The organism is Enterococcus sp. DIV0174 (genome assembly GCF_050529065.1).
GTDB lineage: Bacteria > Bacillota > Bacilli > Lactobacillales > Enterococcaceae > Enterococcus_B > Enterococcus_B thailandicus.
The window spans coordinates 385,936-409,526 of the sequence record NZ_CP172881.1; the positions used below are offsets into that span (position 1 = coordinate 385,936).

General features: G+C 38.9%; 20 protein-coding genes and 3 rRNA genes. 17 read left to right on the forward strand and 6 right to left on the reverse strand.

The window, feature by feature from the left end; genetic code table 11:
* Window positions 1-110: 110 nt before the first annotated feature.
* From spx to rrf, 6 genes are all read left to right on the forward strand, one after another.
* Window positions 111-521, forward strand: a complete 411-nt coding sequence (spx, locus tag IGJ93_RS01865; protein WP_095803406.1) for a transcriptional regulator Spx — start codon at window positions 111-113, stop codon at window positions 519-521.
* Between the two features lie 26 nt (window positions 522-547).
* The gene (locus tag IGJ93_RS01870) at window positions 548-904 is read left to right on the forward strand and encodes a Spx/MgsR family RNA polymerase-binding regulatory protein (protein ID WP_095803407.1); all 357 of its coding nucleotides are present in this window, start codon (window positions 548-550) and stop codon (window positions 902-904) included.
* Window positions 905-1,134: 230 nt separating this feature from the next.
* Entirely contained in the window at window positions 1,135-2,067 is a 933-nt protein-coding gene (locus tag IGJ93_RS01875; RefSeq protein ID WP_071868628.1) for an alpha/beta fold hydrolase, read from the forward strand.
* 469 nt (window positions 2,068-2,536) lie between these two features.
* A 16S ribosomal RNA gene (locus IGJ93_RS01880) occupies window positions 2,537-4,097 on the forward strand.
* Between the two features lie 229 nt (window positions 4,098-4,326).
* Window positions 4,327-7,240, forward strand: a 23S ribosomal RNA gene (locus IGJ93_RS01885).
* 91 nt (window positions 7,241-7,331) lie between these two features.
* Window positions 7,332-7,447: ribosomal RNA gene (rrf, locus tag IGJ93_RS01890) — 5S ribosomal RNA — on the forward strand.
* The 16S, 23S and 5S rRNA genes sit together here, the layout of an rRNA operon.
* 55 nt (window positions 7,448-7,502) lie before the next feature.
* Here the strand turns inward: rrf and IGJ93_RS01895 are convergent.
* The 4 genes from IGJ93_RS01895 to IGJ93_RS01910 all read right to left on the reverse strand — a co-directional run bounded on the left by IGJ93_RS01895 (window position 7,503) and on the right by IGJ93_RS01910 (window position 10,730).
* On the reverse strand, window positions 7,503-7,979 hold the full coding sequence (locus IGJ93_RS01895; RefSeq protein ID WP_095803408.1) for a glutathione peroxidase: 477 nt from the start codon (window positions 7,977-7,979) through the stop codon (window positions 7,503-7,505).
* 95 nt (window positions 7,980-8,074) lie between these two features.
* The gene (locus IGJ93_RS01900) at window positions 8,075-8,533 is read right to left on the reverse strand and encodes an S-ribosylhomocysteine lyase (protein WP_067485396.1); all 459 of its coding nucleotides are present in this window, start codon (window positions 8,531-8,533) and stop codon (window positions 8,075-8,077) included.
* Window positions 8,534-8,649: 116 nt separating this feature from the next.
* On the reverse strand, window positions 8,650-9,801 hold the full coding sequence (locus IGJ93_RS01905) for a cystathionine gamma-synthase (RefSeq protein ID WP_095803409.1): 1,152 nt from the start codon (window positions 9,799-9,801) through the stop codon (window positions 8,650-8,652).
* Window positions 9,802-9,812: 11 nt separating this feature from the next.
* Window positions 9,813-10,730: a PLP-dependent cysteine synthase family protein gene (locus IGJ93_RS01910; RefSeq protein WP_071868764.1), complete on the reverse strand. Its 918-nt coding sequence runs from the start codon at window positions 10,728-10,730 to the stop codon at window positions 9,813-9,815.
* 429 nt (window positions 10,731-11,159) lie between these two features.
* Here IGJ93_RS01910 and efp point away from each other — a divergent pair, with 429 nt between their 5' ends.
* Entirely contained in the window at window positions 11,160-11,723 is a 564-nt protein-coding gene (gene efp, locus IGJ93_RS01915) for an elongation factor P (protein WP_067485388.1), read from the forward strand.
* An 84-nt stretch (window positions 11,724-11,807) separates the two neighbouring features.
* On the opposite strand, the gene IGJ93_RS01920 is transcribed toward efp, so the two are convergent.
* Complete coding sequence (locus tag IGJ93_RS01920; protein ID WP_071868765.1) at window positions 11,808-12,080, reverse strand: hypothetical protein; 273 nt, start codon at window positions 12,078-12,080, stop codon at window positions 11,808-11,810.
* A 155-nt stretch (window positions 12,081-12,235) separates the two neighbouring features.
* Here IGJ93_RS01920 and IGJ93_RS01925 point away from each other — a divergent pair, with 155 nt between their 5' ends.
* The 3 genes from IGJ93_RS01925 to IGJ93_RS01935 all read left to right on the forward strand — a co-directional run bounded on the left by IGJ93_RS01925 (window position 12,236) and on the right by IGJ93_RS01935 (window position 14,088).
* Entirely contained in the window at window positions 12,236-12,904 is a 669-nt protein-coding gene (locus tag IGJ93_RS01925; protein WP_067485382.1) for an NAD(P)H-dependent oxidoreductase, read from the forward strand.
* Window positions 12,901-13,074: a hypothetical protein gene (locus tag IGJ93_RS01930; RefSeq protein ID WP_169819325.1), complete on the forward strand. Its 174-nt coding sequence runs from the start codon at window positions 12,901-12,903 to the stop codon at window positions 13,072-13,074. The genes IGJ93_RS01925 and IGJ93_RS01930 overlap by 4 nt, the downstream gene beginning before the upstream one ends.
* A gap of 108 nt (window positions 13,075-13,182) precedes the next feature.
* Window positions 13,183-14,088, forward strand: a complete 906-nt coding sequence (locus IGJ93_RS01935; RefSeq protein ID WP_086270584.1) for a peptidoglycan-binding protein LysM — start codon at window positions 13,183-13,185, stop codon at window positions 14,086-14,088.
* Between the two features lie 82 nt (window positions 14,089-14,170).
* Here the strand turns inward: IGJ93_RS01935 and IGJ93_RS01940 are convergent, their stop codons facing one another.
* Complete coding sequence (locus IGJ93_RS01940; RefSeq protein WP_067485379.1) at window positions 14,171-15,544, reverse strand: amino acid permease; 1,374 nt, start codon at window positions 15,542-15,544, stop codon at window positions 14,171-14,173.
* A 250-nt stretch (window positions 15,545-15,794) separates the two neighbouring features.
* Between IGJ93_RS01940 and IGJ93_RS01945 the strand changes: the two genes are divergently transcribed.
* The 7 genes from IGJ93_RS01945 (at window position 15,795) to IGJ93_RS01975 (ending at window position 23,436) form a co-directional block, all read left to right on the forward strand.
* The gene (locus tag IGJ93_RS01945) at window positions 15,795-16,538 is read left to right on the forward strand and encodes a metal ABC transporter ATP-binding protein (RefSeq protein WP_285701619.1); all 744 of its coding nucleotides are present in this window, start codon (window positions 15,795-15,797) and stop codon (window positions 16,536-16,538) included.
* Window positions 16,535-17,389 carry a metal ABC transporter permease gene (locus IGJ93_RS01950; protein WP_071868767.1) on the forward strand — a complete coding sequence of 285 codons (855 nt, stop codon included), beginning with the start codon at window positions 16,535-16,537 and terminating at the stop codon, window positions 17,387-17,389. The genes IGJ93_RS01945 and IGJ93_RS01950 overlap by 4 nt, the downstream gene beginning before the upstream one ends.
* Window positions 17,376-18,308 (forward strand): metal ABC transporter substrate-binding protein, encoded by a 933-nt coding sequence (locus IGJ93_RS01955; protein WP_067485370.1) that lies wholly within the window; start codon window positions 17,376-17,378, stop codon window positions 18,306-18,308. Before IGJ93_RS01950 ends, IGJ93_RS01955 begins: the two co-directional genes overlap by 14 nt.
* Before the next feature lie 259 nt (window positions 18,309-18,567).
* Complete coding sequence (locus IGJ93_RS01960; RefSeq protein WP_071868768.1) at window positions 18,568-19,317, forward strand: hypothetical protein; 750 nt, start codon at window positions 18,568-18,570, stop codon at window positions 19,315-19,317.
* A gap of 79 nt (window positions 19,318-19,396) precedes the next feature.
* Window positions 19,397-20,560, forward strand: a complete 1,164-nt coding sequence (queG, locus tag IGJ93_RS01965; RefSeq protein ID WP_086270587.1) for a tRNA epoxyqueuosine(34) reductase QueG — start codon at window positions 19,397-19,399, stop codon at window positions 20,558-20,560.
* A gap of 402 nt (window positions 20,561-20,962) precedes the next feature.
* Window positions 20,963-21,568: a LysM peptidoglycan-binding domain-containing protein gene (locus IGJ93_RS01970; RefSeq protein ID WP_067485361.1), complete on the forward strand. Its 606-nt coding sequence runs from the start codon at window positions 20,963-20,965 to the stop codon at window positions 21,566-21,568.
* Window positions 21,569-21,786: 218 nt separating this feature from the next.
* Window positions 21,787-23,436, forward strand: coding sequence for a phosphoenolpyruvate carboxykinase (ATP) (locus tag IGJ93_RS01975; RefSeq protein ID WP_285701617.1), 1,650 nt, complete (start codon window positions 21,787-21,789; stop codon window positions 23,434-23,436).
* Window positions 23,437-23,591 lie beyond the last annotated feature (155 nt).

Consider the following 23,591-nt stretch of genomic DNA (forward strand, 5'->3'; position numbering starts at 1 on the left):
GTGCCGCAATTGATAATTGTGGCACAATTTTTTTAGTTCACTTAGCGAATGATTGGTCTTTTTGAAATAATTCAGTTAAAATGGGATTATAATTAAAGAGGAGTGAGAAAATGATAAAAGTATATACCTCACCTAGTTGTACTTCTTGTCGTAAGGCTAGAGCATGGTTGCAAACGAATCAACTTGAGTTTGAAGAAAAAAACATTTTTGTCGATCCGTTACTTGAAGAAGAGATTAAAGAAATTCTAGCAGCAACTGAAGGCGGGGTTGAGGATATTATTTCCACTCGGTCAAAAATTTATGAAAAATTGTGTTTGGATTTCAATGAATTAACGCTTAAACAAATGATTGTTTTGTTTAAAGAGTACCCTTCGCTGATTCGTCGCCCTATCTTAATTGATGACAAGAGAATTCTGATTGGTTTTAATGAGGATGAAATTCGCTCATTTGTTCCCAGAAAAATTCGTTGTGTTGAACGAAATCTGATTTATTTGCAAAATTATGGCACGTTGAACTCTTAGCCAATTAAAAGAAAGAGGGAGGTCCTGTGAGAATAAAAGTATTTGGATCAAAAGATTGCTTGACTTGTGTGAAAGCTAAAAAGTGGTTAGAAAATCATCGTTTAGCTTATCAATTTATTGACTTAGAAAAAACAGCATTGAGTATACAGGACGCCAAAGAACTATGTAGCTTTAAAGAAGTCCAAGCAACTCAATTGTTTGCTACTTGGTCCGAAGCATTTCTCAAAATGCAGGTGGATCTATCAAATTTACAAAATTCTCAGTTGATTTCACTTTGTAGAGAGCACACAGAAGTCTTGAGACGTCCGCTGATTATTATTGATGATGTTTTATTTATTGGCTATGATGAACAATTATTAGAACAGTTAGTTGTTCATGAATAAATTTGAGTGAAGAGTAGGACGTAATCGTGTCTACTCTTTTTTTGATGTTTCAAAAATTGAATATTATATTGAATATTATATAGAGGTAAGGAACAACGCTTGCAATCACTTTAAGGTATCTTTATAGTTAACTATTGATTAGTTAACCATGATTGCTAAGATAAAATAGTAAGTAATACTATCTAAGTAACGTTATATAGAATAAAAGAAAAAAGCGAGGCGTTTTTAATATGAAAAAGCAAGTACAGTTTCTATCTGCTGATGGAAAGACTATGGTGGAAGTAAGCTGTTGGTATCCTGAGCAACAGCCCGTAGCCACTTTACAGATTGTTCATGGGATGGTTGAATTTATCGAACGTTATGATCTATTCGCTGAGTATCTTAATAAAAATGGGATTATTGTGGTAGGGCATGATCACTTGGGACACGGCCAGTCTATTCAATCAAAGGAACATTTTGGCCATTTTGCAGATGAAAATGGTTCAGAACTCTTACTTTCAGATATTCATACAGTAAATGAAAAAATTAGTGAACAATATCCAACACTCCCACATTTTATTTTTGGTCATAGTATGGGTTCTTTTTTGGTAAGAAATTATTTGGCACAGTTTGAGACGAATTTTTCCGGTGTAATTATTATGGGGACTGGGTGGCACAATCCCAAAGAGATGACAGTTGCTGAATTAATGGCTTCGACAATCGTCACTATTCGCGGAGCAATGTATCGTTCAAAATTTCTAGATCAATTAGCATTTGGCGGGTTTAATCGACAATTTGAACCTGCAAGAACTTCAAAAGATTGGCTTACGCGTGATGAAATAGAGGTGGATAAGTATTTACTGGACCCTAGAACGCAATTTATTTTTACAGCGTCTTCTTATAAAGAGCTATTCCGATTAGTTAGACAAGCTTGTAGCCGTGATGAAGTACAACGGATTCCAGATCATCTTCCAATGTTAGTTGTTTCGGGAGCGAAGGATCCAGTAGGTGCGAATGGCCGTGGTGTTCAAACCTTTGTCCAAGTAGTGAAAGAATATACTACTAGTCAAGTAACACTTTTGCTATATGAAGAAGCACGCCACGAATTGCTTAATGAAATCAACCAAAAGGTGGTATATCAAGATCTTTATTTTTGGTTAAAAAAATATATTGATACTTATTGACAGGTAAAAAATTACATGATATATTTATTCCCGTTGTTGCGAAAGTAACATTCATGAAACTTTCGTAAATAACATGAAAAATAGTTGTTGACATGTGAATTATCACATGATAAGATAACTAAGTCGTTTAAAAAGGACTGCTTATGAAGCTTGATTTCATCAAGAAAAAATTCAAAAAAGTTCTTGACAAATAACAAACGATGCGATATGATAAATGAGTTGCTGAAAGATTTCTCAAACGAAATCAAAAAAACTTTTTTTAAAAAAAGAGTTGACATTCAAACGTCACTCTGATATGATATAAAAGTTGCTACGGCAATTCAAGTAGACCTTTGAAAACTGAACAAAGTAAGACAAACCAAATGTGTAGGGCGTCTTGATTCAATTCAAGACAACAAACATTTTTAAACAGCAAGCAATATGCTAGCAAACAAATTGAGCTTAACAATCGAAAGATTGTTCTAACTTTTATTATGAGAGTTTGATCCTGGCTCAGGACGAACGCTGGCGGCGTGCCTAATACATGCAAGTCGTACGCTTTTTCTTTCACCGGAGCTTGCTCCACCGAAAGAAAAGGAGTGGCGAACGGGTGAGTAACACGTGGGTAACCTGCCCATCAGAAGGGGATAACACTTGGAAACAGGTGCTAATACCGTATAACAATCGAAACCGCATGGTTTTGATTTGAAAGGCGCTTTCGGGTGTCGCTGATGGATGGACCCGCGGTGCATTAGCTAGTTGGTGAGGTAACGGCTCACCAAGGCCACGATGCATAGCCGACCTGAGAGGGTGATCGGCCACATTGGGACTGAGACACGGCCCAAACTCCTACGGGAGGCAGCAGTAGGGAATCTTCGGCAATGGACGAAAGTCTGACCGAGCAACGCCGCGTGAGTGAAGAAGGTTTTCGGATCGTAAAACTCTGTTGTTAGAGAAGAACAAGGATGAGAGTAACTGTTCATCCCTTGACGGTATCTAACCAGAAAGCCACGGCTAACTACGTGCCAGCAGCCGCGGTAATACGTAGGTGGCAAGCGTTGTCCGGATTTATTGGGCGTAAAGCGAGCGCAGGCGGTTTCTTAAGTCTGATGTGAAAGCCCCCGGCTCAACCGGGGAGGGTCATTGGAAACTGGGAGACTTGAGTGCAGAAGAGGAGAGTGGAATTCCATGTGTAGCGGTGAAATGCGTAGATATATGGAGGAACACCAGTGGCGAAGGCGACTCTCTGGTCTGTAACTGACGCTGAGGCTCGAAAGCGTGGGGAGCAAACAGGATTAGATACCCTGGTAGTCCACGCCGTAAACGATGAGTGCTAAGTGTTGGAGGGTTTCCGCCCTTCAGTGCTGCAGCTAACGCATTAAGCACTCCGCCTGGGGAGTACGACCGCAAGGTTGAAACTCAAAGGAATTGACGGGGGCCCGCACAAGCGGTGGAGCATGTGGTTTAATTCGAAGCAACGCGAAGAACCTTACCAGGTCTTGACATCCTTTGACTACTCTAGAGATAGAGCTTCCCCTTCGGGGGCAAAGTGACAGGTGGTGCATGGTTGTCGTCAGCTCGTGTCGTGAGATGTTGGGTTAAGTCCCGCAACGAGCGCAACCCTTATTGTTAGTTGCCATCATTTAGTTGGGCACTCTAGCAAGACTGCCGGTGACAAACCGGAGGAAGGTGGGGATGACGTCAAATCATCATGCCCCTTATGACCTGGGCTACACACGTGCTACAATGGGAAGTACAACGAGTCGCGAAGTCGCGAGGCTAAGCTAATCTCTTAAAGCTTCTCTCAGTTCGGATTGTAGGCTGCAACTCGCCTACATGAAGCCGGAATCGCTAGTAATCGCGGATCAGCACGCCGCGGTGAATACGTTCCCGGGCCTTGTACACACCGCCCGTCACACCACGAAAGTTTGTAACACCCGAAGTCGGTGAGGTAACCTTTTTGGAGCCAGCCGCCTAAGGTGGGATAGATGATTGGGGTGAAGTCGTAACAAGGTAGCCGTATCGGAAGGTGCGGCTGGATCACCTCCTTTCTAAGGAATATTACGGAGACTACACACGTTTGTCATCATTACTTTGTTCAGTTTTGAGAGGTTTACTCTCAAAACACTTTGTTCATTGAAAACTGGATATTTGAAGTAAGATCAAAACAAACCGAGAACACCGCGTTGAATGAGTTTTTTAATAAGTTCAATTGCTTATTTTTCTTGACTAGTTTCTATCGCTAGAAATGATGTCAAAACCCAACCGTAAGGTTGATAAGGTTAAGTGAATAAGGGCGCACGGTGGATGCCTTGGCACTAGGAGCCGATGAAGGACGGGACTAACACCGATATGCTTTGGGGAGCTGTACGTAAGCTATGATCCAGAGATTTCCGAATGGGGGAACCCAGCATCTTTTATAGGATGTTACAAATATGTGAATACATAGCATATTTGAGGTAGACGCAGAGAACTGAAACATCTAAGTACCTGCAGGAAGAGAAAGAAAATTCGATTCCCTGAGTAGCGGCGAGCGAAACGGGAAAAGCCCAAACCAACAAGCTTGCTTGTTGGGGTTGTAGGACTCCGATATGGTAGTTTTTTCAGATAATCGAATGACTTGGAAAAGTCAGTCAAAGAGGGTAAAAACCCCGTAGATGAAATTTGGAAGACACCTAGGAGGATCCTGAGTACGGCGGAACACGAGGAATTCCGTCGGAATCCGGGAGGACCATCTCCCAAGGCTAAATACTCCCTAGTGACCGATAGTGAACCAGTACCGTGAGGGAAAGGTGAAAAGCACCCCGGAAGGGGAGTGAAATAGAACCTGAAACCGTGTGCCTACAACAAGTCAAAGCCCGTTAATGGGTGATGGCGTGCCTTTTGTAGAATGAACCGGCGAGTTACGATTGCATGCGAGGTTAAGTCGAAGAGACGGAGCCGTAGCGAAAGCGAGTCTGAATAGGGCGTTTGAGTATGTAGTTGTAGACCCGAAACCATGTGATCTACCCATGTCCAGGTTGAAGGTGCGGTAAAACGCACTGGAGGACCGAACCCACGTACGTTGAAAAGTGCGGGGATGAGGTGTGGGTAGCGGAGAAATTCCAAACGAACTTGGAGATAGCTGGTTCTCTCCGAAATAGCTTTAGGGCTAGCCTCGGAATTGAGAATGATGGAGGTAGAGCACTGTTTGGACTAGGGGCCCATCTCGGGTTACCGAATTCAGATAAACTCCGAATGCCATTCATTCATATCCGGGAGTCAGACTGTGAGTGATAAGATCCATAGTCGAAAGGGAAACAGCCCAGACCACCAGCTAAGGTCCCAAAATATATGTTAAGTGGAAAAGGATGTGGGGTTGCACAGACAACTAGGATGTTGGCTCAGAAGCAGCCACCATTTAAAGAGTGCGTAATAGCTCACTAGTCGAGTGACCCTGCGCCGAAAATGTACCGGGGCTAAACATATTACCGAAGCTGTGGATAACACCTATGGTGTTATGGTAGGAGAGCGTTCTAAGGGCGTTGAAGGTAGATCGTGAGGACTGCTGGAGCGCTTAGAAGTGAGAATGCCGGTATGAGTAGCGAAAGACAGGTGAGAATCCTGTCCACCGAATGACTAAGGTTTCCTGGGGAAGGCTCGTCCGCCCAGGGTTAGTCGGGACCTAAGCCGAGGCCGAAAGGCGTAGGCGATGGATAACAGGTTGATATTCCTGTACCCGTTGTTTTTGTTTGAACAATGGAGGGACGCAGGAGGCTAAGGAATGCAGACGATTGGAAATGTCTGTCCAAGCAGTAAGTCTTAGGTTGAGTCAAATGCTTAATCTTTTAAGGACAAGCTGTGATGGGGAGGGAAATAATAGTACCGAAGTTCCTGATGTCACACTGCCAAGAAAAGCTTCTAGTGAGAAAACAACGGCCCGTACCGCAAACCGACACAGGTAGTCGAGGAGAGAATCCTAAGGTGAGCGAGAGAACTCTCGTTAAGGAACTCGGCAAAATGACCCCGTAACTTCGGGAGAAGGGGTGCTGATCGTCAGATCAGCCGCAGTGAATAGGCCCAAGCGACTGTTTATCAAAAACACAGGTCTCTGCAAAATCGTAAGATGAAGTATAGGGGCTGACGCCTGCCCGGTGCTGGAAGGTTAAGAGGAGTGCTTAGCGTAAGCGAAGGTACGAATTGAAGCCCCAGTAAACGGCGGCCGTAACTATAACGGTCCTAAGGTAGCGAAATTCCTTGTCGGGTAAGTTCCGACCCGCACGAAAGGCGTAACGATTTGGGCACTGTCTCAACGAGAGACTCGGTGAAATTTTAGTACCTGTGAAGATGCAGGTTACCCGCGACAGGACGGAAAGACCCCATGGAGCTTTACTGTAGTTTGATATTGAGTGTCTGTACCGCATGTACAGGATAGGTAGGAGCCGTAGAAATCGGAACGCTAGTTTCGATGGAGGCGCTGGTGGGATACTACCCCTGCGTTATGGCCACTCTAACCCGCACCACTAATCGTGGTGGGAGACAGTGTCAGATGGGCAGTTTGACTGGGGCGGTCGCCTCCTAAAAGGTAACGGAGGCGCCCAAAGGTTCCCTCAGAATGGTTGGAAATCATTCGAAGAGTGTAAAGGCAGAAGGGAGCTTGACTGCGAGACCAACAAGTCGAGCAGGGACGAAAGTCGGGCTTAGTGATCCGGTGGTTCCGCATGGAAGGGCCATCGCTCAACGGATAAAAGCTACCCTGGGGATAACAGGCTTATCTCCCCCAAGAGTCCACATCGACGGGGAGGTTTGGCACCTCGATGTCGGCTCGTCGCATCCTGGGGCTGTAGTCGGTCCCAAGGGTTGGGCTGTTCGCCCATTAAAGCGGCACGCGAGCTGGGTTCAGAACGTCGTGAGACAGTTCGGTCCCTATCCGTCGCGGGCGTTGGAAATTTGAGAGGAGCTGTCCTTAGTACGAGAGGACCGGGATGGACTTACCGCTGGTGTACCAGTTGTTCTGCCAAGGGCATTGCTGGGTAGCTATGTAGGGAAGGGATAAACGCTGAAAGCATCTAAGTGTGAAGCCCACCTCAAGATGAGATTTCCCATTTCTTTAAGAAAGTAAGATCCCTGAGAGATGATCAGGTAGATAGGTCAGAAGTGGAAGTACAGTGATGTATGGAGCGGACTGATACTAATCGATCGAGGACTTAACCAAGAATGGTAAAAGAAAAAACTCGGTAGAGTTGAGATTACTTCAAATCCAGTTTTGAGTGAGCAAAAGCAAACTCAATAAGATAACACCACAGTGTGGTGGCGATAGCGAGAAGGATACACCTGTAACCATGCCGAACACAGAAGTTAAGCTTCTTAGCGCCGATTGTAGTGAGGGGTTGCCCCTTGTGAGAGTAGGACGTCGCCACGCAACGGTAAAAAACAGATGAATGATTAAACTCATCTGTTTTTTTGTATTCTTTTTACTATTCAGCAAGAAGCTTTTCGATATCATCAATCATCTTTTCAGGAGAAGTCTGTGGTGCAAAGCGTTTGATGACAGCTCCATCTTTATCAATTAAAAATTTGGTGAAATTCCATTTAATTGCGTTAGTCATTGTACCAGGTGCATTTTCCTTCAAATAGGCGAATAAAGGATCAGTAGCTGCTCCATTTAATTCGACTAATTGATGCATTGGAAATGAAACACCATAAGTAGTTCGACAAGCTTGCGCCGCTTCTTCAGCAGAATCCAGTTCTTGTTTAAATTGGTTGGAAGGAAAGCCTAAAACGACTAATCCTTTTTCTTTATAGGTAGTGTAAAGTTGTTCAAGCTGCTCAAATTGTGGAGCAAGTCCACATTTGGTTGCAGTATTAACGATAATCATTGGATGATTCCGGTAGTCGTTTAGAGAGTAAGTAGTTCCATTTTCCAAAGTTGCATCAAAATCATAAACTGTCATAAAAATTCTCCTTTACTAATTGAGTAAGTACACACTTATTATAGAACAAAAAAACTGAGAAGCTTGTTTAAAAGCTCTCAGTTTTTTTAGTTAAATTATGCAAAGACGTCAGACCATTCATCTCGTTTTGCTAAGAATTCACGTGCTAGTGCTTGCGCACCCTCTAAAGTGTGACTTGCAGCCCAACCACATTGCGTTTCATTGCTTGCGGGTACTTCAGTAGCTTCAAGAACGTCCTTCATTGTTTTTTCTAAAACATCTAGTACATCGTCATAACTTTCATGATTCAGCACAGTTAGGTAAAAACCTGTTTGGCAGCCCATCGGCGACCAATCCACAATGTAGTCAGCATGATTACGAATTAGTTCAGCTGTTAAATGTTCAAGTGAATGTAAGCTTGGCATCTCCATATGCTCTTTGTTTGGTTGTTTGAAGCGGACATCATATTTAATGATCATGTCACCATTTTCACCAGTTTTGCGATCAGCAACACGGATATAAGGTGCTTTTACTTTTGTGTGGTCTAGATTGAAACTTTCAACATTCATTTTCATGTAAGTTACCTCGATTCATTTTTTGTTCAGTAGTGATAGCTAAATTCTAACATTTATTTAGAATAAGTTATAGGTACATCTTTGATTTTTAACCTTATTTCTATAAATGAAGAAATTTATTTAGTACTTTCCATTTTATCTAAGGCTTGGGTTAAGTCTGCTAATAAATCATCTATATGTTCGATACCTACAGAAAGACGAATCAACCCATCTTTGATTCCTGCTTTTTCACGTTTATCTTTTGGAATAGAAGCATGAGTCATAATCGAAGGAACCTCAACTAGACTTTCTACGCCACCTAAGCTTTCTGCTAGAATAAATAATTTTAATGATTCAACAAAAGGTACTGCTTTTGCATCTTCTTTTAAGTCAAAAGAGACCATACCACTAAAACCACTCATTTGTGTTTTTGCAATCTGATAGTTTGGATGACTTGTTAGTCCAGGATAATAAACAGTTTCAACAGCTGGATGATTCTCAAGAAAAGTTGCTACTGCTAAAGCATTTTTTTGATGTGCTTCCATTCGCACACTTAGCGTTTTGATCCCACGTTGGATTAGCCAACTATCCTGAGGGCCTAAGACTGCACCCATCGCATTTTGTAAAAAGCCAATTTTTTCCGCTAAGTCTGCTTTATTAGTGGTGACTAAACCAGCAACAACATCACTGTGTCCACCAAGATATTTCGTACCACTGTGAACAATGATATCTGCGCCAAGTGCCAATGGCTGTTGGAAATAAGGTGTCGCAAATGTATTGTCAACGATTGTTAATAGATTATGTTTTTTTGCGATGGCAAGACTAGTTTTTAGATCAGTAATTTTAAGGAGTGGATTACTTGGTGTTTCAAGATAAAGTGCCTTTGTGTTTGGTTGAATCGCTTGCTCAATTTGTTTAAGATCACTCGTATCAATAATTGTGTATTCTAAACCGATTTTAGAAAATACTTTATCAACTAATCGAAAAGTTCCGCCATAAACATCATCACCGAGTAAGATATGGTCACCAGGTTCAAACAGTGATAAAACTGTATGGATTCCTGCCAATCCTGACGAGAAAGCAAAGCCTTGGATTCCACCTTCAAGGTCTGCAATTAGTTCTTCTAATGCAAATCGGGTTGGATTACCTGAACGAGAATACTCGTATTTTTTTGGTTGACCAACACCGTTTTGCCGGTAAGTTGAGGTTTGATAAATTGGAACACTAACAGCACCCGTTGTTGGATCTTCACTAATACCACCATGAATTAATTTTGTTTGAATATGCATTTTTATTCCTCCTATAAATAAATATTTTTTGACAGATAACGATCACTTGCATCAGGGAAGATGGTTACGATTGTGCTTCCTGCAGGCAATTGTTGCACTTCTTTGAGGGATGCTGCAAAAGCGGCACCACTTGAACTACCAACTAATAATCCTTGATTTTTAGCTAAAGCACGCGTGTAATAGAATCCTTCCTCATCTGAGATAGTTTCAAAACGAGTAATAGGCAAAGACTCAATAAACGGAGGAATAAATTCTACACCAATTCCTTCAATTTCATGAGAAGCTGCTTTGCCACCATTCAAAATAGAGCCTTCGGGTTCAACACCAATTAGTCGAATATCACTTATCTGTTCTTTAAGATAACTTGCTGTGCCAGAAAAAGTTCCGCCACTACCAATTCCAGCCACGAAACTATCTATTTTTCCTGCCAGTTCGTCAATCAACTCTGGTCCAAGTGTGTGATAATAAGTTGCTGGATTGTCAGGATTTTCAAATTGTTTTGGGAGATAAACATTTTCTAATTTGGCTGCTAACTCCTGACTTTTTTTGATAGCACCGACCATTCCAAGTGAAGTAGGGGTATGAATGATTTCTGCACCTAGTGCCTTCATAAGTTGTTGTTTTTCAATACTAAACTTTTCTGGTACTACAAAAATAGTTTTTAAATGGTAGTTTAAAGCAGCTAAGGCTAAACCAATTCCGGTATTGCCAGCGGTTGGCTCAATGATCGTTGTGTCTTGGTTGATCTTGCCAGTTTTCAAACCTTGTTCAATCAAATAAAAACCAAGTCGATCTTTAACGCTACCTCCAGGATTCAAATATTCAAGTTTCGCATAGATTTTTGAATCTTTTGGTATTTCATAAGCATCATGCGTAAACTCAAATAAAGGTGTCTTGCCAATATAATCATGAATCGTTGTTAATATCATAGCTTCCTCCTAAAAATTCGATAAAAAAAAGGAGCTGACTATTAAATCAGCTCCTAGATACCATAAATTATTCGTGCTTTTCCAGAGAGTACACGTAAATTATGAAGGGCAATTAATAGACACGGCAAATAGTATGCTGCTTTTTTGCACCATACAACAACAAGTAATCAATTGATTGAAGTTACTTTGTGTGTTCATCATGTCTGTTCCTCCAGTAATATTTTTATCAAAAATAGCATGAAAAAATGTCAGAGTCAAAGTATTCGGTGATTTTTAGTGATAGGAATAATTGGATAGAGTGCATGATAAAGTGAATCACAGAATCAAATGAAGAAGTGTTGCTAGATAAAAATGAAGATTTGCTAGTCTTATCCACTGTTGTTTGATACAATAAAAAAGATGATGATAAACAAAAAAGGAGCAATTTAAATGATTTCAGCAAGCGATTTAAAAGCCGGTATGACATTTGTACAAGATGGAAAATTAATTAAAGTTTTAGACGCAAGTCACCACAAACCTGGTAAAGGAAATACAGTTATGCGTATGAAACTAAAAGATGTTCGTTCTGGTGCAACATATGATACAACTTTCCGCCCAGAAGAAAAATTTGAAAAAGCACACATTGATACAAAAGCTGTTCAATACTTGTATACAATGGATGACACAGCGTTCTTCATGGATCTAGAAACATATGAACAATATGAGATTCCTGTTGAAACAGTTGAAGAAGAAATGAAATACATCCTAGAAAATATGGAAGTAAAAATTCAATTTTTCGGCAGCGAAGTAATCGGTGTGCAATTACCAACAACTGTTGTTTTACGTGTTGTTGAAACACAACCTTCAATCAAAGGTGCAACAGTAACTGGTTCAGGTAAACCAGCAACAATGGAAACTGGCTTAGTTGTCAACGTTCCTGACTTTGTTGAAGTAGATGAGTTATTAGAAATCAATACAACTGAAGGTTCTTATATCAAACGTGCCTCAAAATAATGAAATAAAAAAGTGCCGCAAAGATCTGTTCAGGTCTTTGCGGCACTTTTTTATAAGGAGAAAATCATTTTCAAGCTTAAATGATTAGTAAGTGACAGTGGTATCTTCATTGGTAATTAGTTGAATGACATGCGCTAAAAATTTTTCGGGATCTTCTCCTACTAATTTTTCCTCACGTTTCCCATCAAGTAAATGATACATTTTTTGGGCATCTTGTAAGAGATAGTAGTCATTTTCACCTTCAATATGAAATGCTTGAAGATCGTTTGGAAATTCAATATGGATGTCAATTACGCTAATTCCACCCAAACGATTGGTTAAATAATCTTCTATTTCTTTTGCTGTTACAGTTTTCATATTTCTCGCCTCTTTGCTTTAATAATTTTATTATATACCTATCAAAAAAGAGTGGGGTAAAAAACGTCTTGCTGAAGCTGAGGCATAATGATCAACTAAGTCTATTTGTTATGCTAAACTATGAAACAGTACGAAGAAGAAAGGACGTAATCGTGATGAAGACATTAGTAATTGTCAGCCATCCCAATCTTCAAGAATCATTGAATCAACAATTTTTTAAAGAGGCATCTCAATCGCTTTCGATTACATGGCATCATTTAGAATCTGTCTATCCAGCCGGAGAAATCAACCAAAATGACGAATTAGCGTTGTTAGCAACGCACGAGCGAATCATTTTCCAATTTCCTCTTTATTGGTATAGCGCACCTGCACATTTAAAAATATGGCAAGACACAGTGTTGGCTAAAGCAAGTAAAGTGCTAAAAGGAAAAGATTTTGGTGTTGTAGTAACGACTGGCGTTGCAGAAAAAGAATATCAAGCAGGCGGAAAAGAAGAGTTCACGCTGTCTGAATTTTTGCGACCATATCAACGAATTGCACACAAATTTCAAATGAATTATTTGCCTCCATTCGTATTAGCACAATTTATGTATCAGACTTCAGAGATACGATTTGAACGCTTAATTGCTTATCAGCAATATCTTTCTTTAACTGGAAAACCAAGTCTTGTTCAGCGAATCAACTGGTTTCTTGAACAAATAGAAAAAAATACGCATTTTTCAGAACCGCAAAAATCCTATCTCCTAGATGGCTTAAAAGAACAACAGGAGATGATCGAAGACTTGACCTTCACACTGGGTGAATTAAAGGAGGAAAATGAATGAGTAGTGAGTGGTTACAGCAACAAATTGACGAGCTGAATGAAAAAAATGTTCATTATGAGGATGCTGCTTTGTTATTTGAATTGAAAAAATTAGTCAAAGAAAGCGACGAGCGCATCGCTCAACTGCAGGGAGAAATTGATGGAAAATCATGGAATCATCGTGAGTGGTAAAAAGGATTAGAAAATTTTAAGAAAAAAATGTGCATAACTATTGTTATTTGTTACAATGAGGATAAGGCATAACACTATTTTTAACATAAATTATTGGTGGTGAACTTATTGAAAAACAAAAATGAACGAGATGAAAATGTTCGGATGTCTAGAAGGCGTCAGCAAAAGCAACGAATGCAAAAAAGATTGTTGATTATTGGTGCCTGTTTGGTAGCAGTCTTGGTGATTGGCGGCTCAGTCTGGGGATTGACGCAGTTCGGAAAATCAACTTCTAGTGCCAAAGAAACACCTGAAACAACTGTTTCTTCAACGCAAAAAAATGAAAAAAAAGCGAAGAAAAAACAAAGTAAAAAAGCGACAAAAACAACCGATAGTTCAACAAAATCATCAACAGAAACGAGTAGCACAGATAAAGAGTCAGCAGATGAACTACAAACGATTTTGACGACTTACTCAGAGAAGTTGACTGAACAAACACCAATATTGATTGATGAATATCAAACAGAAATTCAATCAAATCAAAATGGGGTTGCAGGATTATCTTCGATTGCTAATCAGAAAGCATTAGCACTACAAGCAATTTCAAATGAAGGAATCAGCAAATTAAAAGCTGCACATCAAGCAGATAGTTCCTCAACTGTCGATATTAATTCTTTGGTTGACCAGCTATCAAGTAAATACACAACTGAAGTAGCAAAAATATCAGATATTTATTTACGAACGAGTAGTGCGCTGCAAGCTGAAGAAGCAAACAAACAGGAAACAAGTAGTTCAACCTCAGAAGAAACAATGACTTCAACTACCGAACAAACGGCTGAAACAACAAGTAATCAAATGACTGATACGTCAGAAACTACAACGAATCAATCTGCAACAACTGTTGTATTAGCTGGTGAAGGCCCCAATCAAGTTGCACAACGTACAGGTGTACCAGTCGAAACAATCTTAGCATTGAATGGAATGACGATGGATGATTATTTCTTAACGCCTGGTGCTGTACTTCAATTGCAATAAGCAATAAAAAACTGCGAGATGTTACTAACTCTAGAAAGGTCCCCTTTCCAAGAGTAGAACAGACTCGCAGTTTTTTTGTTGTTTAAGCTTTCTTCAAGCGTTTTTCGCGAAGAAAGTAATGAATCGTCATTAAAAACAAGAAGGCTAACCCAATAAGCAAGGAAATTCTTGTTTCAGGGTTAATAAACATGAAACAAAGAATAATAGCTAAAAATGCTAAAGTTAAATAATTGGTGTAAGGGGATAATGGCATTTTGAATGGATGTTTTGTCATTTGTTCAGCGTGGATTTTACGGAATTTGATTTCACTGATTAAAATGACAATCCAAGGAATCATTCCTGGTAAAATACTTGAACTATAAACAAAGACAAAAATATTTTCAGAGTGAGTAACAAACATTGGTAGCAAATAATTGATGACCAAACCAATCAAGATACCTCCTGAAATGGCAACAACTGGATAAAATGGAACACCATGACGAGATAGTTTTAAGAAACGCTTCGACATTTTTCCATTAACTGCCAATGTGTAAATCATGCGACTGGCGCTGAAAATACCAGAGTTACAGCCAGATAAGGCAGCAGTGATTACCACAAAGTTAATCAATCCAGCGGCAAAAGTAATCCCAATTTTCGCGAATGTTTGAACAAATGGGGACCCGATTTCACCAAGCTGATTCCATGGATAAATACTTACGATAATAAAAATAGCACCAATATAAAAAATAAGAATGCGTCCAATGGTAGATTGAACAGCTTCAACGATTGTTTTTTGTGGATTTTTTGCTTCACCAGCAGTCATCCCGATTAACTCAATTCCTTGATAAGAAGCTATCACGATGGATAAAGCAAAAAAGAAACCTTTCACGCCACCGGTAAAGAAGCCACCATTTTTCCAAAGATTTGAAATACCAATAGGTTGACCATGATTGCCAAAGCCAAAGAAGATAACGCCTAAACCAGCCACAATCATCAAAATGATCGTTACGACTTTGATCATCGAAAACCAAAATTCTAATTCACCGAAGGCTTTTACTGAAAACAAGTTAGCTAACATCAAGAAAAGTATCACAGCGATACCAGGAATGATGGTTGGCAAATTTGGCCACCAATAATTCATATACTCGCCAACGGCAATGACTTCACTAATTCCAACTACGACATACTGAAAGATATTGCTCCAAGCAGTTAAGTAACCAGCAACTGGATGGATGTAATCACTCGCGTAATTAGCAAATGAACCTGTAGAAGGGTCAACGTAAAGCATCTCGCCTAATGCACGCATAATCAAGTATAAAAACAAGCCAGCAACAGCATAGGCAATCATTACAGAGGGACCAGTCCAGCGAATGGTTGAAGAGGCACCCATAAACAATCCAACGCCAATTGTTCCTCCCAACGCGATCATTCGAATATGACGTGCGCTAAGACTTCGATTTAATTTTCCTTCTTCCATACAAAAACTCCTTTCATAATTTAGAGAATAAGCCAACACATTTGATTAAATTTATCAGTCAAAAAAATAAATTATTGATAAATAAAAACAGTTATTAAATTAATCTCTTGATGTGATTTTACAGAAAGGATTCAAAAAACGCGAGAAGAAATTTAATTTAATTGCAAAGTTTTTTGTTGAAAATGTTTTCTTAATGAGTTAAACTATCTTTAAATAAAAAGTTAGGTAAACCTAAAAAGGAGTGCTTAGGATGGCGAAACCAACAATCAGCGTAGAGAATCTTTCCGTTGCGTACCAAGGAAAGATCGCTTTAAAAAATATATCTTTAACGATTCAATCAGAAAAAATGACAGGAATTATTGGACCGAATGGTGCGGGGAAATCAACTTTTATGAAATCTTTGTTAGAATTAATTCCCAAATCTTCTGGTACGGTGACGTTTTCAGGTCAATCTGTAAAAGAGGTTCGGAAAAAAATTGCTTACGTTGAACAACGAAGTGCAATGGATCTATCTTTTCCAATTGATGTTTTTGGTGTGGTATTACTTGGAACGTATCCTTCGCTAAGGATTGGAAAAAGACCAGGAAAACTGGAGAAAGAACGAGCAGCACAGGCGCTAGTCAAAGTCGGAATGGAAAAATTTGCTAATCGACAAATCAGTGAACTATCTGGTGGTCAATTACAACGAGTGTTTATTGCACGGGCATTGACACAGGGTGCGGAATGGATCTTTTTAGATGAACCCTTTGTGGGAATCGATGCTGTTAGTGAGAAAAAGATTTTTTCGATTTTACAAGAATTGCGTGCAGAAGGCAAAACAATTTTGATTGTTCATCATGATTTGCATAAAGTAACTGAATACTTTGATGAAGTAATTTTATTAAATCGTGAGCTGATTGCATCTGGGACGGTTCAAGAAACTTTTACTTCAAATAATCTGCAGTTAGCTTATGGTGAAGTAATTGGCCAGTTGGTAAAGGGGGAACAAGCATGATTCAGTCATTTGTTGAGGGGGTATTCAATTATCAATTTTTACAATATGCATTGATTACATCTATTTTAGTCGGATTAGCTTCAGGAGTGATCGGTTCATTTATTATTTTACGCGGAATGTCTCTGATGGGGGATGCAATTTCTCATGCAGTTTTACCCGGAGTGGCAATTTCTTATATGTTTGGGTTTAGTTATATTTTGGGCGCAACTGCTTTTGGTGTGCTGACTGCTGCATTGATTGGTTTTGTCACACAAAAGAGTCGCTTAAAAAATGATACGGCAATCGGGATTGTTTTTAGTTCATTTTTTGCATTAGGAATCATTCTTATCTCTTTTGCTCAAAGTGCAACTGATCTTTATCATATTCTATTTGGTAATGTTCTAGCTGTTCGTGAGAGTGATTTATATCTCACGGCAATCGTTAGTGCTGTTGTCTTATTATTTATTTTCATTTTTTATAAGGAATTGAAAATTACTTCTTTTGATCCAATGATGGCAAAAGCCTATGGGTTAAACACAACATTTATTCATTACGCATTGATGTTTTTCTTAACTTTAGTTGCTGTAGTGAGTCTCCAAACAGTTGGAACAATCTTGGTGATTGCCATGTTGATTACACCAGCTGCAACAGCGTACTTGTTAACGAATCGTTTATCTATAATGATTGCTTTATCTGCGAGTTTTGGTGTGTTGAGCGCAATCGTGGGTGTATTTTTCAGTTACAGTTATAACTTACCTTCAGGGGCAACGATCGTGTTGGCATCAGCTGTGTTTTTTGCCCTAGCATTTTTATTTTCACCAACAAAAGGCATTTTGTTTCAAAGAAAGGAGCAAACAAATGAAGAAATCTAAATTACTAATCTTGTTATTCGCACTAGGAATTTTCCTAGTAGGTTGCTCAGCAAAGAGCGAGAAATCAGAACAAACGAAAGATGGAAAACTAACTGTTGTTGCGACAAATTCAATTCTGGCAGACATGGCAAAAGAAGTTGGAAAAGACAAGGTAACGATTCATAGTATCGTGCCCGTGGGAACTGATCCACATGAGTATGAAGTTTTACCAGAAGACATCAAAAAAGCTAGTGATGCAAAAGTTATCTTGTATAATGGACTGAATTTGGAAACAGGGAATGGTTGGTTCAATAATTTGATGGAAACTGCTAAAAAAGTCGAAGATGAAGATTATTTTGCCGTTAGTCGTGAAGTAGAGCCACTTTATTTAACAAGTGCTGGTCAAGAAACACAGGCAGACCCGCATGCATGGCTGGATGTGTCTAATGGAATCAAATATGTTGAAGAAATCACTCGAATTTTGAGCGAAAAAGATCCTGAGAATAAAGAAGTTTATGAAAAAAACAGTCAAGAATACCGTAAAAAACTTGAATCATTGGATCAACAAGCAAAAGAGTCATTTGCTACGATCAGTGAGGAGAAAAAGTTACTAGTCACCAGTGAAGGTGCATTTAAATATTTTTCAAAAGCGTATCAATTACCAGCCGCTTACATTTGGGAAATCAATACAGAAAGTCAAGGAACACCCGATCAAATGTCTGCAATTATTGACCAAGTCAAAGCGTCAAAAGTCCCTGGTTTGTTTGTAGAGTCGAGTGTCGATCCTCGGAGCATGGAACGTGTATCGAAAGAAACCGGTGTTCCTATCGCTGAAAAGTTATTTACAGATTCAGTAGCCAAATCAGGTGAAACAGGTGATTCTTACTATGGAATGATGAAATGGAATATTGAAGCAATTCATGATGGGTTATCAAAATAAATTCATTATCCAAAAGGTTGAACTAAAACATTCTTTTGTTTTAGTTCAACCTTTTTCTGTTTTCGTATATGGATAGCAAAAGGAAGTATCAATGATAGATAGTTATTCGAAAAAAGAAAAAACATCTTCGAAAAGTTCTTTTTTAATTCAATGAGCTAGTTACTTTGGATCATAATTTTTTTTCGCGTTTTTTTAGTGTAATAATGTTTTTTTCTTTCGATTTCCGTTATAGTTAAGGGTAAGAAGGAGAGGTGTAGCTATGAATTTCACACGTAAAGATAAGCATCAAATTAAAGAAGACGTCTTTCGTTTGCTTGACCAACAAGAAGCAACTAAAAAAGACCAAGACCTTCAATTTCTTGAAACCGAGATGGCAAAATTATTCATAGCGAATGCAACAGATGACGCAGTTGAACCAGAACGTTACATTGGAAAGTGGATTTTTGATGAGTTTCAGCCACTAGATGAAACGGCCGGAATTGGTTACTTTGTTTTCATTTCTGCAGTTGGATTTATACCAGGAGTCTTAGTCAAGCAAAATCAAGAAGTTCAAACGAAAGCTTGGCCAGCACTTTTTTCTGTCATTGGTACTGAAAATGTTATTCAGAAAATCCAAGCAGCGTATTATAAGAGTTCATTTATTGCACACAGTAAGTTAATGAATAGCTATTATAACCAGTTGATGTTAGTAGCACGACCAGGAAAAATACCACAAACATTTACTTATACGCAACAAAAAAACTTACATGAAGATGTGTTATACTCTCGAGATTTATCAGAACTTCCTCAAACAGAGCAAGTACGTTTACATCAATTGTTGAATACAAAACCAGTCTCTTGGAACTTCTTCCAAGCATTGGATGACAAAAAAAAGCTAATCTCAACGAATTATTGGGAAGTTTTTGTTACTCGTAATCGTTGGCTAAAGGAAAAGAAAGTCGCTGATCAACAAATTGAGTTCGTCCAATTAAAAAAAGAAAAATTATATTATGGATTATATAGTCGGTAATCTTGCTACCAATAATCTATTACTTAATCAATAATCTATTACTTAATATAGAAGAAAAATGAAATAAGCGAGGAAATTTATGACTTTAAAGGAAGAAATCATTCGCGAAAGTAAACGCTTGGGTATTGATAAAATCGGGTTCACGACTGCGGAGCCTTTTGATCACTTGAGAGAATCACTGGAAGAACAAAAAGCCGCAGGGCATACTTCTGGTTTTGAGCATCCAGTAATTGAAGAACGACTTTATCCAGAAAAAACATTTGATCAACCTCAATCTATTATTTCAATTGCATTGGCATATCCCACAAAAATTCATGAGGAAATCCCAAAAGATGAAAAAAGAGGGCAATTTGCCCGCGCTTCTTGGGGAATCGATTATCATGATATTCTGCGAGATCGTTTAAATCGTTTGATTGAATTTATTACAACACGCGGAAAACAGTGGCAAGCAGAGGAAGAGTGGCGCTTTGCTCCACAAGTAGACACAGGAGAGTTGATTGATGTAGCAGTCGCACAGCGAGCTGGCTTAGGTTTTATTGGACGCAATGGTCTGCTGATTACGGAAGAGTTTGGTTCTTTTGTTTATTTAGGTGAAATTGTTACAAATATTGTTTTTGAACCGGATGAACCAGGTGTGTTTGGTTGTGGGGATTGTACTCGTTGTATCGACGGCTGTCCGACGAAAGCGCTGCTTGGAGATGGGCGAATGAATGCCCAAAGATGCTTGTCTTATCAGACCCAGACAAAAGGGTTGATGCCAGAAGAGTATCGAAAAAAGATGCGTAATGTCATTTATGGTTGTGATATCTGTCAGCTAGTTTGCCCATATAATAAAGGGAAAGATTTTCATTTCCATGAAGAGATGGAGCCAAAAGTTGATGAAGTATACCCTAAACTAAAACCAATGCTTTCTATTTCTAATAAAGAATTTAAGCAACAATTTGGTCATCTAGCTGGTTCGTGGCGTGGGAAAAAGCCACTTCAACGAAATGCATTGATTGCCTTAGCAAACCTCGGCGATCGAGACTCATTACCGGAGATTGCTGCTTGTCTCAAAGATGTCCGTCCAGTGATTCGTGGAACGGCCGCTTGGGCAATCGGACGTTTGGGTGCGAAAGCTCCAGAAGAATGGTTAACAGTTCTGCAAGACTCATTGGCGAAAGAAACAGATGAAGAAGCGAAGCTAGAATTTGAAAAAGCAATCGAAATTTTACAAACGAAGCAGAGAAAAAAACAGAAATAGCTCAAAAGTGCAAGGATTTGCCTAATTTTTGCTAATTCATTCATTTTTAGTCAGTAATTGTTGTAACAATTACTGACTTTTTTGCTGTTTTTGTTGTTTTTTGACTGAAATTCGTTATTTAAGCAAAAAAAAATGCATTTTTCTTCTAAAATTTTCGTTGTAATGTTACAAAATGTCGAGTTTTTGTGAAAAAACACACGGGTTGATGAAAATGTTTTCTTCTTTGATACCAACGGTTTCTACGACTTTAGTCTGAGAGGGCAGACTAGTGAAATGTTACAAATATTAAAAAAAATGTCATTTTGTCATCAAATGTCATCATTCTTTTACCTATGAAATATTTTCAAATGTTAAAGTTAATGACGTTGAAAGAAACTAAGAGGACATGAGGGAGTTTAATATATGAATTCAATGAAGAAGATCGTTTTAGGAACAACTTTTGCTGCAGGTGCTGCAATGTTTGTGGGAGCTACAGAAGCTCATGCTGACGAAACTTATACAGTCAAATCAGGTGACACTTTATCTACAATTTCACAACAATTTGCAGGTGACAATTCTTTAATTAACACAATTGCAGAAAAAAATTCTATTTCTGATATTAACCGTATCTACGTTGGTGAAGAATTAACTATCCCAACATCAGGCGAAGTTTCAACTAAAGCAGAAGTAAAAACTGAAACCAAACAAGAAACAGCAGCAACTGAACAAGCAACTCAACAATATACATACGTTGCACCAGTTGAAACTGTTGAACCAGTAGTTGCAACACCAGCAGCTCCTGCAGCTTCAACAAGTGATGCAAAAGAATGGATCGCTCAAAGAGAATCAAGCGGTTCTTATACAGCTACTAACGGACGTTACATCGGACGTTACCAATTAGATTCATCATACTTAAATGGTGACTACTCAGCTGCTAACCAAGAACGTGTTGCTGATGAATATGTATCATCACGCTACGGTTCATGGGATGCTGCTAAAGCATTCTGGTTATCAAACGGCTGGTACTAAGTCGAGTAATCAACTGAAACCAAAATAGTTGAAGCCAAGGAAATTACTTTCGAGTGATTTTCTTGGTTTTTTTGTTTTTCAAAAAAATAATTGCTATTCTTGCATATCTAATTGTGTAGAGGAGCGGATGAGGGATGCCGTAAGACAAAAAAATAGTGCTGAGATATAATAGTTATAAAGCGTTTTCTATTTTTGATTTAAAAAAGGAAGGTGAGCGGATGAGTACGATAACGGGATATCCACAAGCAGCAATCAACTCAAAGAGCAGCTTATTTTCGAGTATTCGAGTAATAATTGAAACAGCATTTTATGGAAATAATGTACAAGTGATCGAGCATTTAGCACAAGCATATCAGTTAGCAGCTAGTAGTCCTGGGACGATCGTGACAGATTTAGCTGTCTCTCACACAGAAGAGTTAAAACTTCCAAAAGATAGCAAAGTTTTAGTTTTTAATGATGGTGAAATTGTTGGTCGAACTGCGGCAGCACGTAGGGTAATCGGTGAACCAGAGATTAACCAGGTGAAGTATGAAAAAATTTTACGGGAAGCAATTTATCAAAGTAGAACACGTCAGTTTTATCATGGTGAAGTCATTGTTGGGTTGGACCAGGAATTTTCAGTTAAAGCACATGTGCTGATTCCTGAAGGTTTTGAGAATAATCTATACTCGTATTTATTGAACTTTCAAGCGTTAACAGCAGAAATTGAAAACGAGTATCAGCATTCGCAAACATATCATGAGGGCGACTTGTACATCTTTGCTGATCCAGAATGGCAAAACCCAGCGTTTCCTGATGGCTTGGTATTGATTGATGCTGTGCATAATGTAGCAGCTGTTTTGGGACTACGTTACTTTGGTGAGCTAAAAAAAGCAACGCTGACTCTTGCTTGGGCGCTAGCAAATCGAAATGGTTTCATTGCGTGTCATGGAGGACTGAAGCAATATCAATTTCCATCACATCATTACACGATGGCCGTTTTTGGCTTATCTGGTTCTGGAAAGTCAACGATTACGTTAGCAAAACGCGCAGATGATGTAGTAACTGTGCTGCATGATGATGCGTTTGTCATCTCAAAAACAAAAGGATCAACCACGGCACTTGAGCCAGCCTACTTTGATAAAACACAAGACTATGCTTCAGATGATCCAACAATTGCATCATTTTTAACCTGTCAAAATGTGGGGGTTACGCTGAATGACTCTGGGAAAAAAGTATTGGTGACTGAAGATATTCGTAATGGCAATGGTCGGGCAATCAAATCACGATTTGTTACGCCAAATCGTGTAGATCATTTAGATGATAAAATCGACGCAGTTTTTTGGATTATGAAAGATGATGTTTTTCCACCGGTTGTTAAAATGAATGATCCTATCTTAGCCGCAATTTTCGGTGCAACATTAGCAACAAAACGGTCAAGTGCAGAAAACATTCGAAATCAAGAAGAAGTGGATCAGCTAGTCTTCGTTCCATACGCTAATCCATTTAGAGTATATCCATTAGCTGAAGACTATCAAGCTTTTAAAGAGCTGTTTGAGCAACAAAACACCGATTGCTATATTTTAAATACAGGATTTTTTGACCAAAAAAAAATTACACCTGAAATCACATTGAAAAGTGTAGAGGCTATTGCTAAAAAACAAGTGCAATTTCTGCCACTAGGAAAGTTAACGGAATTGTCTTATTTACCGATAGCTGGATTTTCTGAGCGATTTAATGAGGTAACTTATCAAGAACGTTTGTATCAGCGGTTGAGTTCAAGAAATCAATTTCTGCAAGAACAAGCAGAGCTTTTAGAGGGATACCATGAACTTCCTGCTGAAGCAACGGAATATTTGGAACGATTATTGAAAAAGTTGAAGAAATAAAGAGAGCTTGTGGAAATCAAACAGTCATCTTTTGAGAGCAGACAACATATTGGTTTGCAGTATAGGAGAAAGAGATGATTTTAACAAATTTTTTGGGGTAAATTAATGATTGATTGACCTATCAAGTGAACAAGAAGAACAAAAAAGAGCGAGAC

Bases quoted from the DNA above. Each gene is read 5' to 3' on its own strand.
- spx (WP_095803406.1), top strand. From the start codon at position 111: ATGATAAAAGTATATACCTCACCTAGTTGTACTTCTTGTCGTAAGGCT.
- IGJ93_RS01875 (WP_071868628.1), top strand. From the start codon at position 1,135: ATGAAAAAGCAAGTACAGTTTCTATCTGCTGATGGAAAGACTATGGTG.
- IGJ93_RS01895 (WP_095803408.1), bottom strand. From the start codon at position 7,979: ATGACAGTTTATGATTTTGATGCAACTTTGGAAAATGGAACTACTTAC.
- IGJ93_RS01900 (WP_067485396.1), bottom strand. From the start codon at position 8,533: ATGAAAATGAATGTTGAAAGTTTCAATCTAGACCACACAAAAGTAAAA.
- IGJ93_RS01905 (WP_095803409.1), bottom strand. From the start codon at position 9,801: ATGCATATTCAAACAAAATTAATTCATGGTGGTATTAGTGAAGATCCA.
- IGJ93_RS01910 (WP_071868764.1), bottom strand. From the start codon at position 10,730: ATGATATTAACAACGATTCATGATTATATTGGCAAGACACCTTTATTT.
- efp (WP_067485388.1), top strand. From the start codon at position 11,160: ATGATTTCAGCAAGCGATTTAAAAGCCGGTATGACATTTGTACAAGAT.
- IGJ93_RS01920 (WP_071868765.1), bottom strand. From the start codon at position 12,080: ATGAAAACTGTAACAGCAAAAGAAATAGAAGATTATTTAACCAATCGT.
- IGJ93_RS01925 (WP_067485382.1), top strand. From the start codon at position 12,236: ATGAAGACATTAGTAATTGTCAGCCATCCCAATCTTCAAGAATCATTG.
- IGJ93_RS01930 (WP_169819325.1), top strand. From the start codon at position 12,901: ATGAGTAGTGAGTGGTTACAGCAACAAATTGACGAGCTGAATGAAAAA.
- IGJ93_RS01940 (WP_067485379.1), bottom strand. From the start codon at position 15,544: ATGGAAGAAGGAAAATTAAATCGAAGTCTTAGCGCACGTCATATTCGA.
- IGJ93_RS01945 (WP_285701619.1), top strand. From the start codon at position 15,795: ATGGCGAAACCAACAATCAGCGTAGAGAATCTTTCCGTTGCGTACCAA.
- IGJ93_RS01950 (WP_071868767.1), top strand. From the start codon at position 16,535: ATGATTCAGTCATTTGTTGAGGGGGTATTCAATTATCAATTTTTACAA.
- IGJ93_RS01955 (WP_067485370.1), top strand. From the start codon at position 17,376: ATGAAGAAATCTAAATTACTAATCTTGTTATTCGCACTAGGAATTTTC.
- IGJ93_RS01960 (WP_071868768.1), top strand. From the start codon at position 18,568: ATGAATTTCACACGTAAAGATAAGCATCAAATTAAAGAAGACGTCTTT.
- queG (WP_086270587.1), top strand. From the start codon at position 19,397: ATGACTTTAAAGGAAGAAATCATTCGCGAAAGTAAACGCTTGGGTATT.
- IGJ93_RS01970 (WP_067485361.1), top strand. From the start codon at position 20,963: ATGAATTCAATGAAGAAGATCGTTTTAGGAACAACTTTTGCTGCAGGT.
- IGJ93_RS01975 (WP_285701617.1), top strand. From the start codon at position 21,787: ATGAGTACGATAACGGGATATCCACAAGCAGCAATCAACTCAAAGAGC.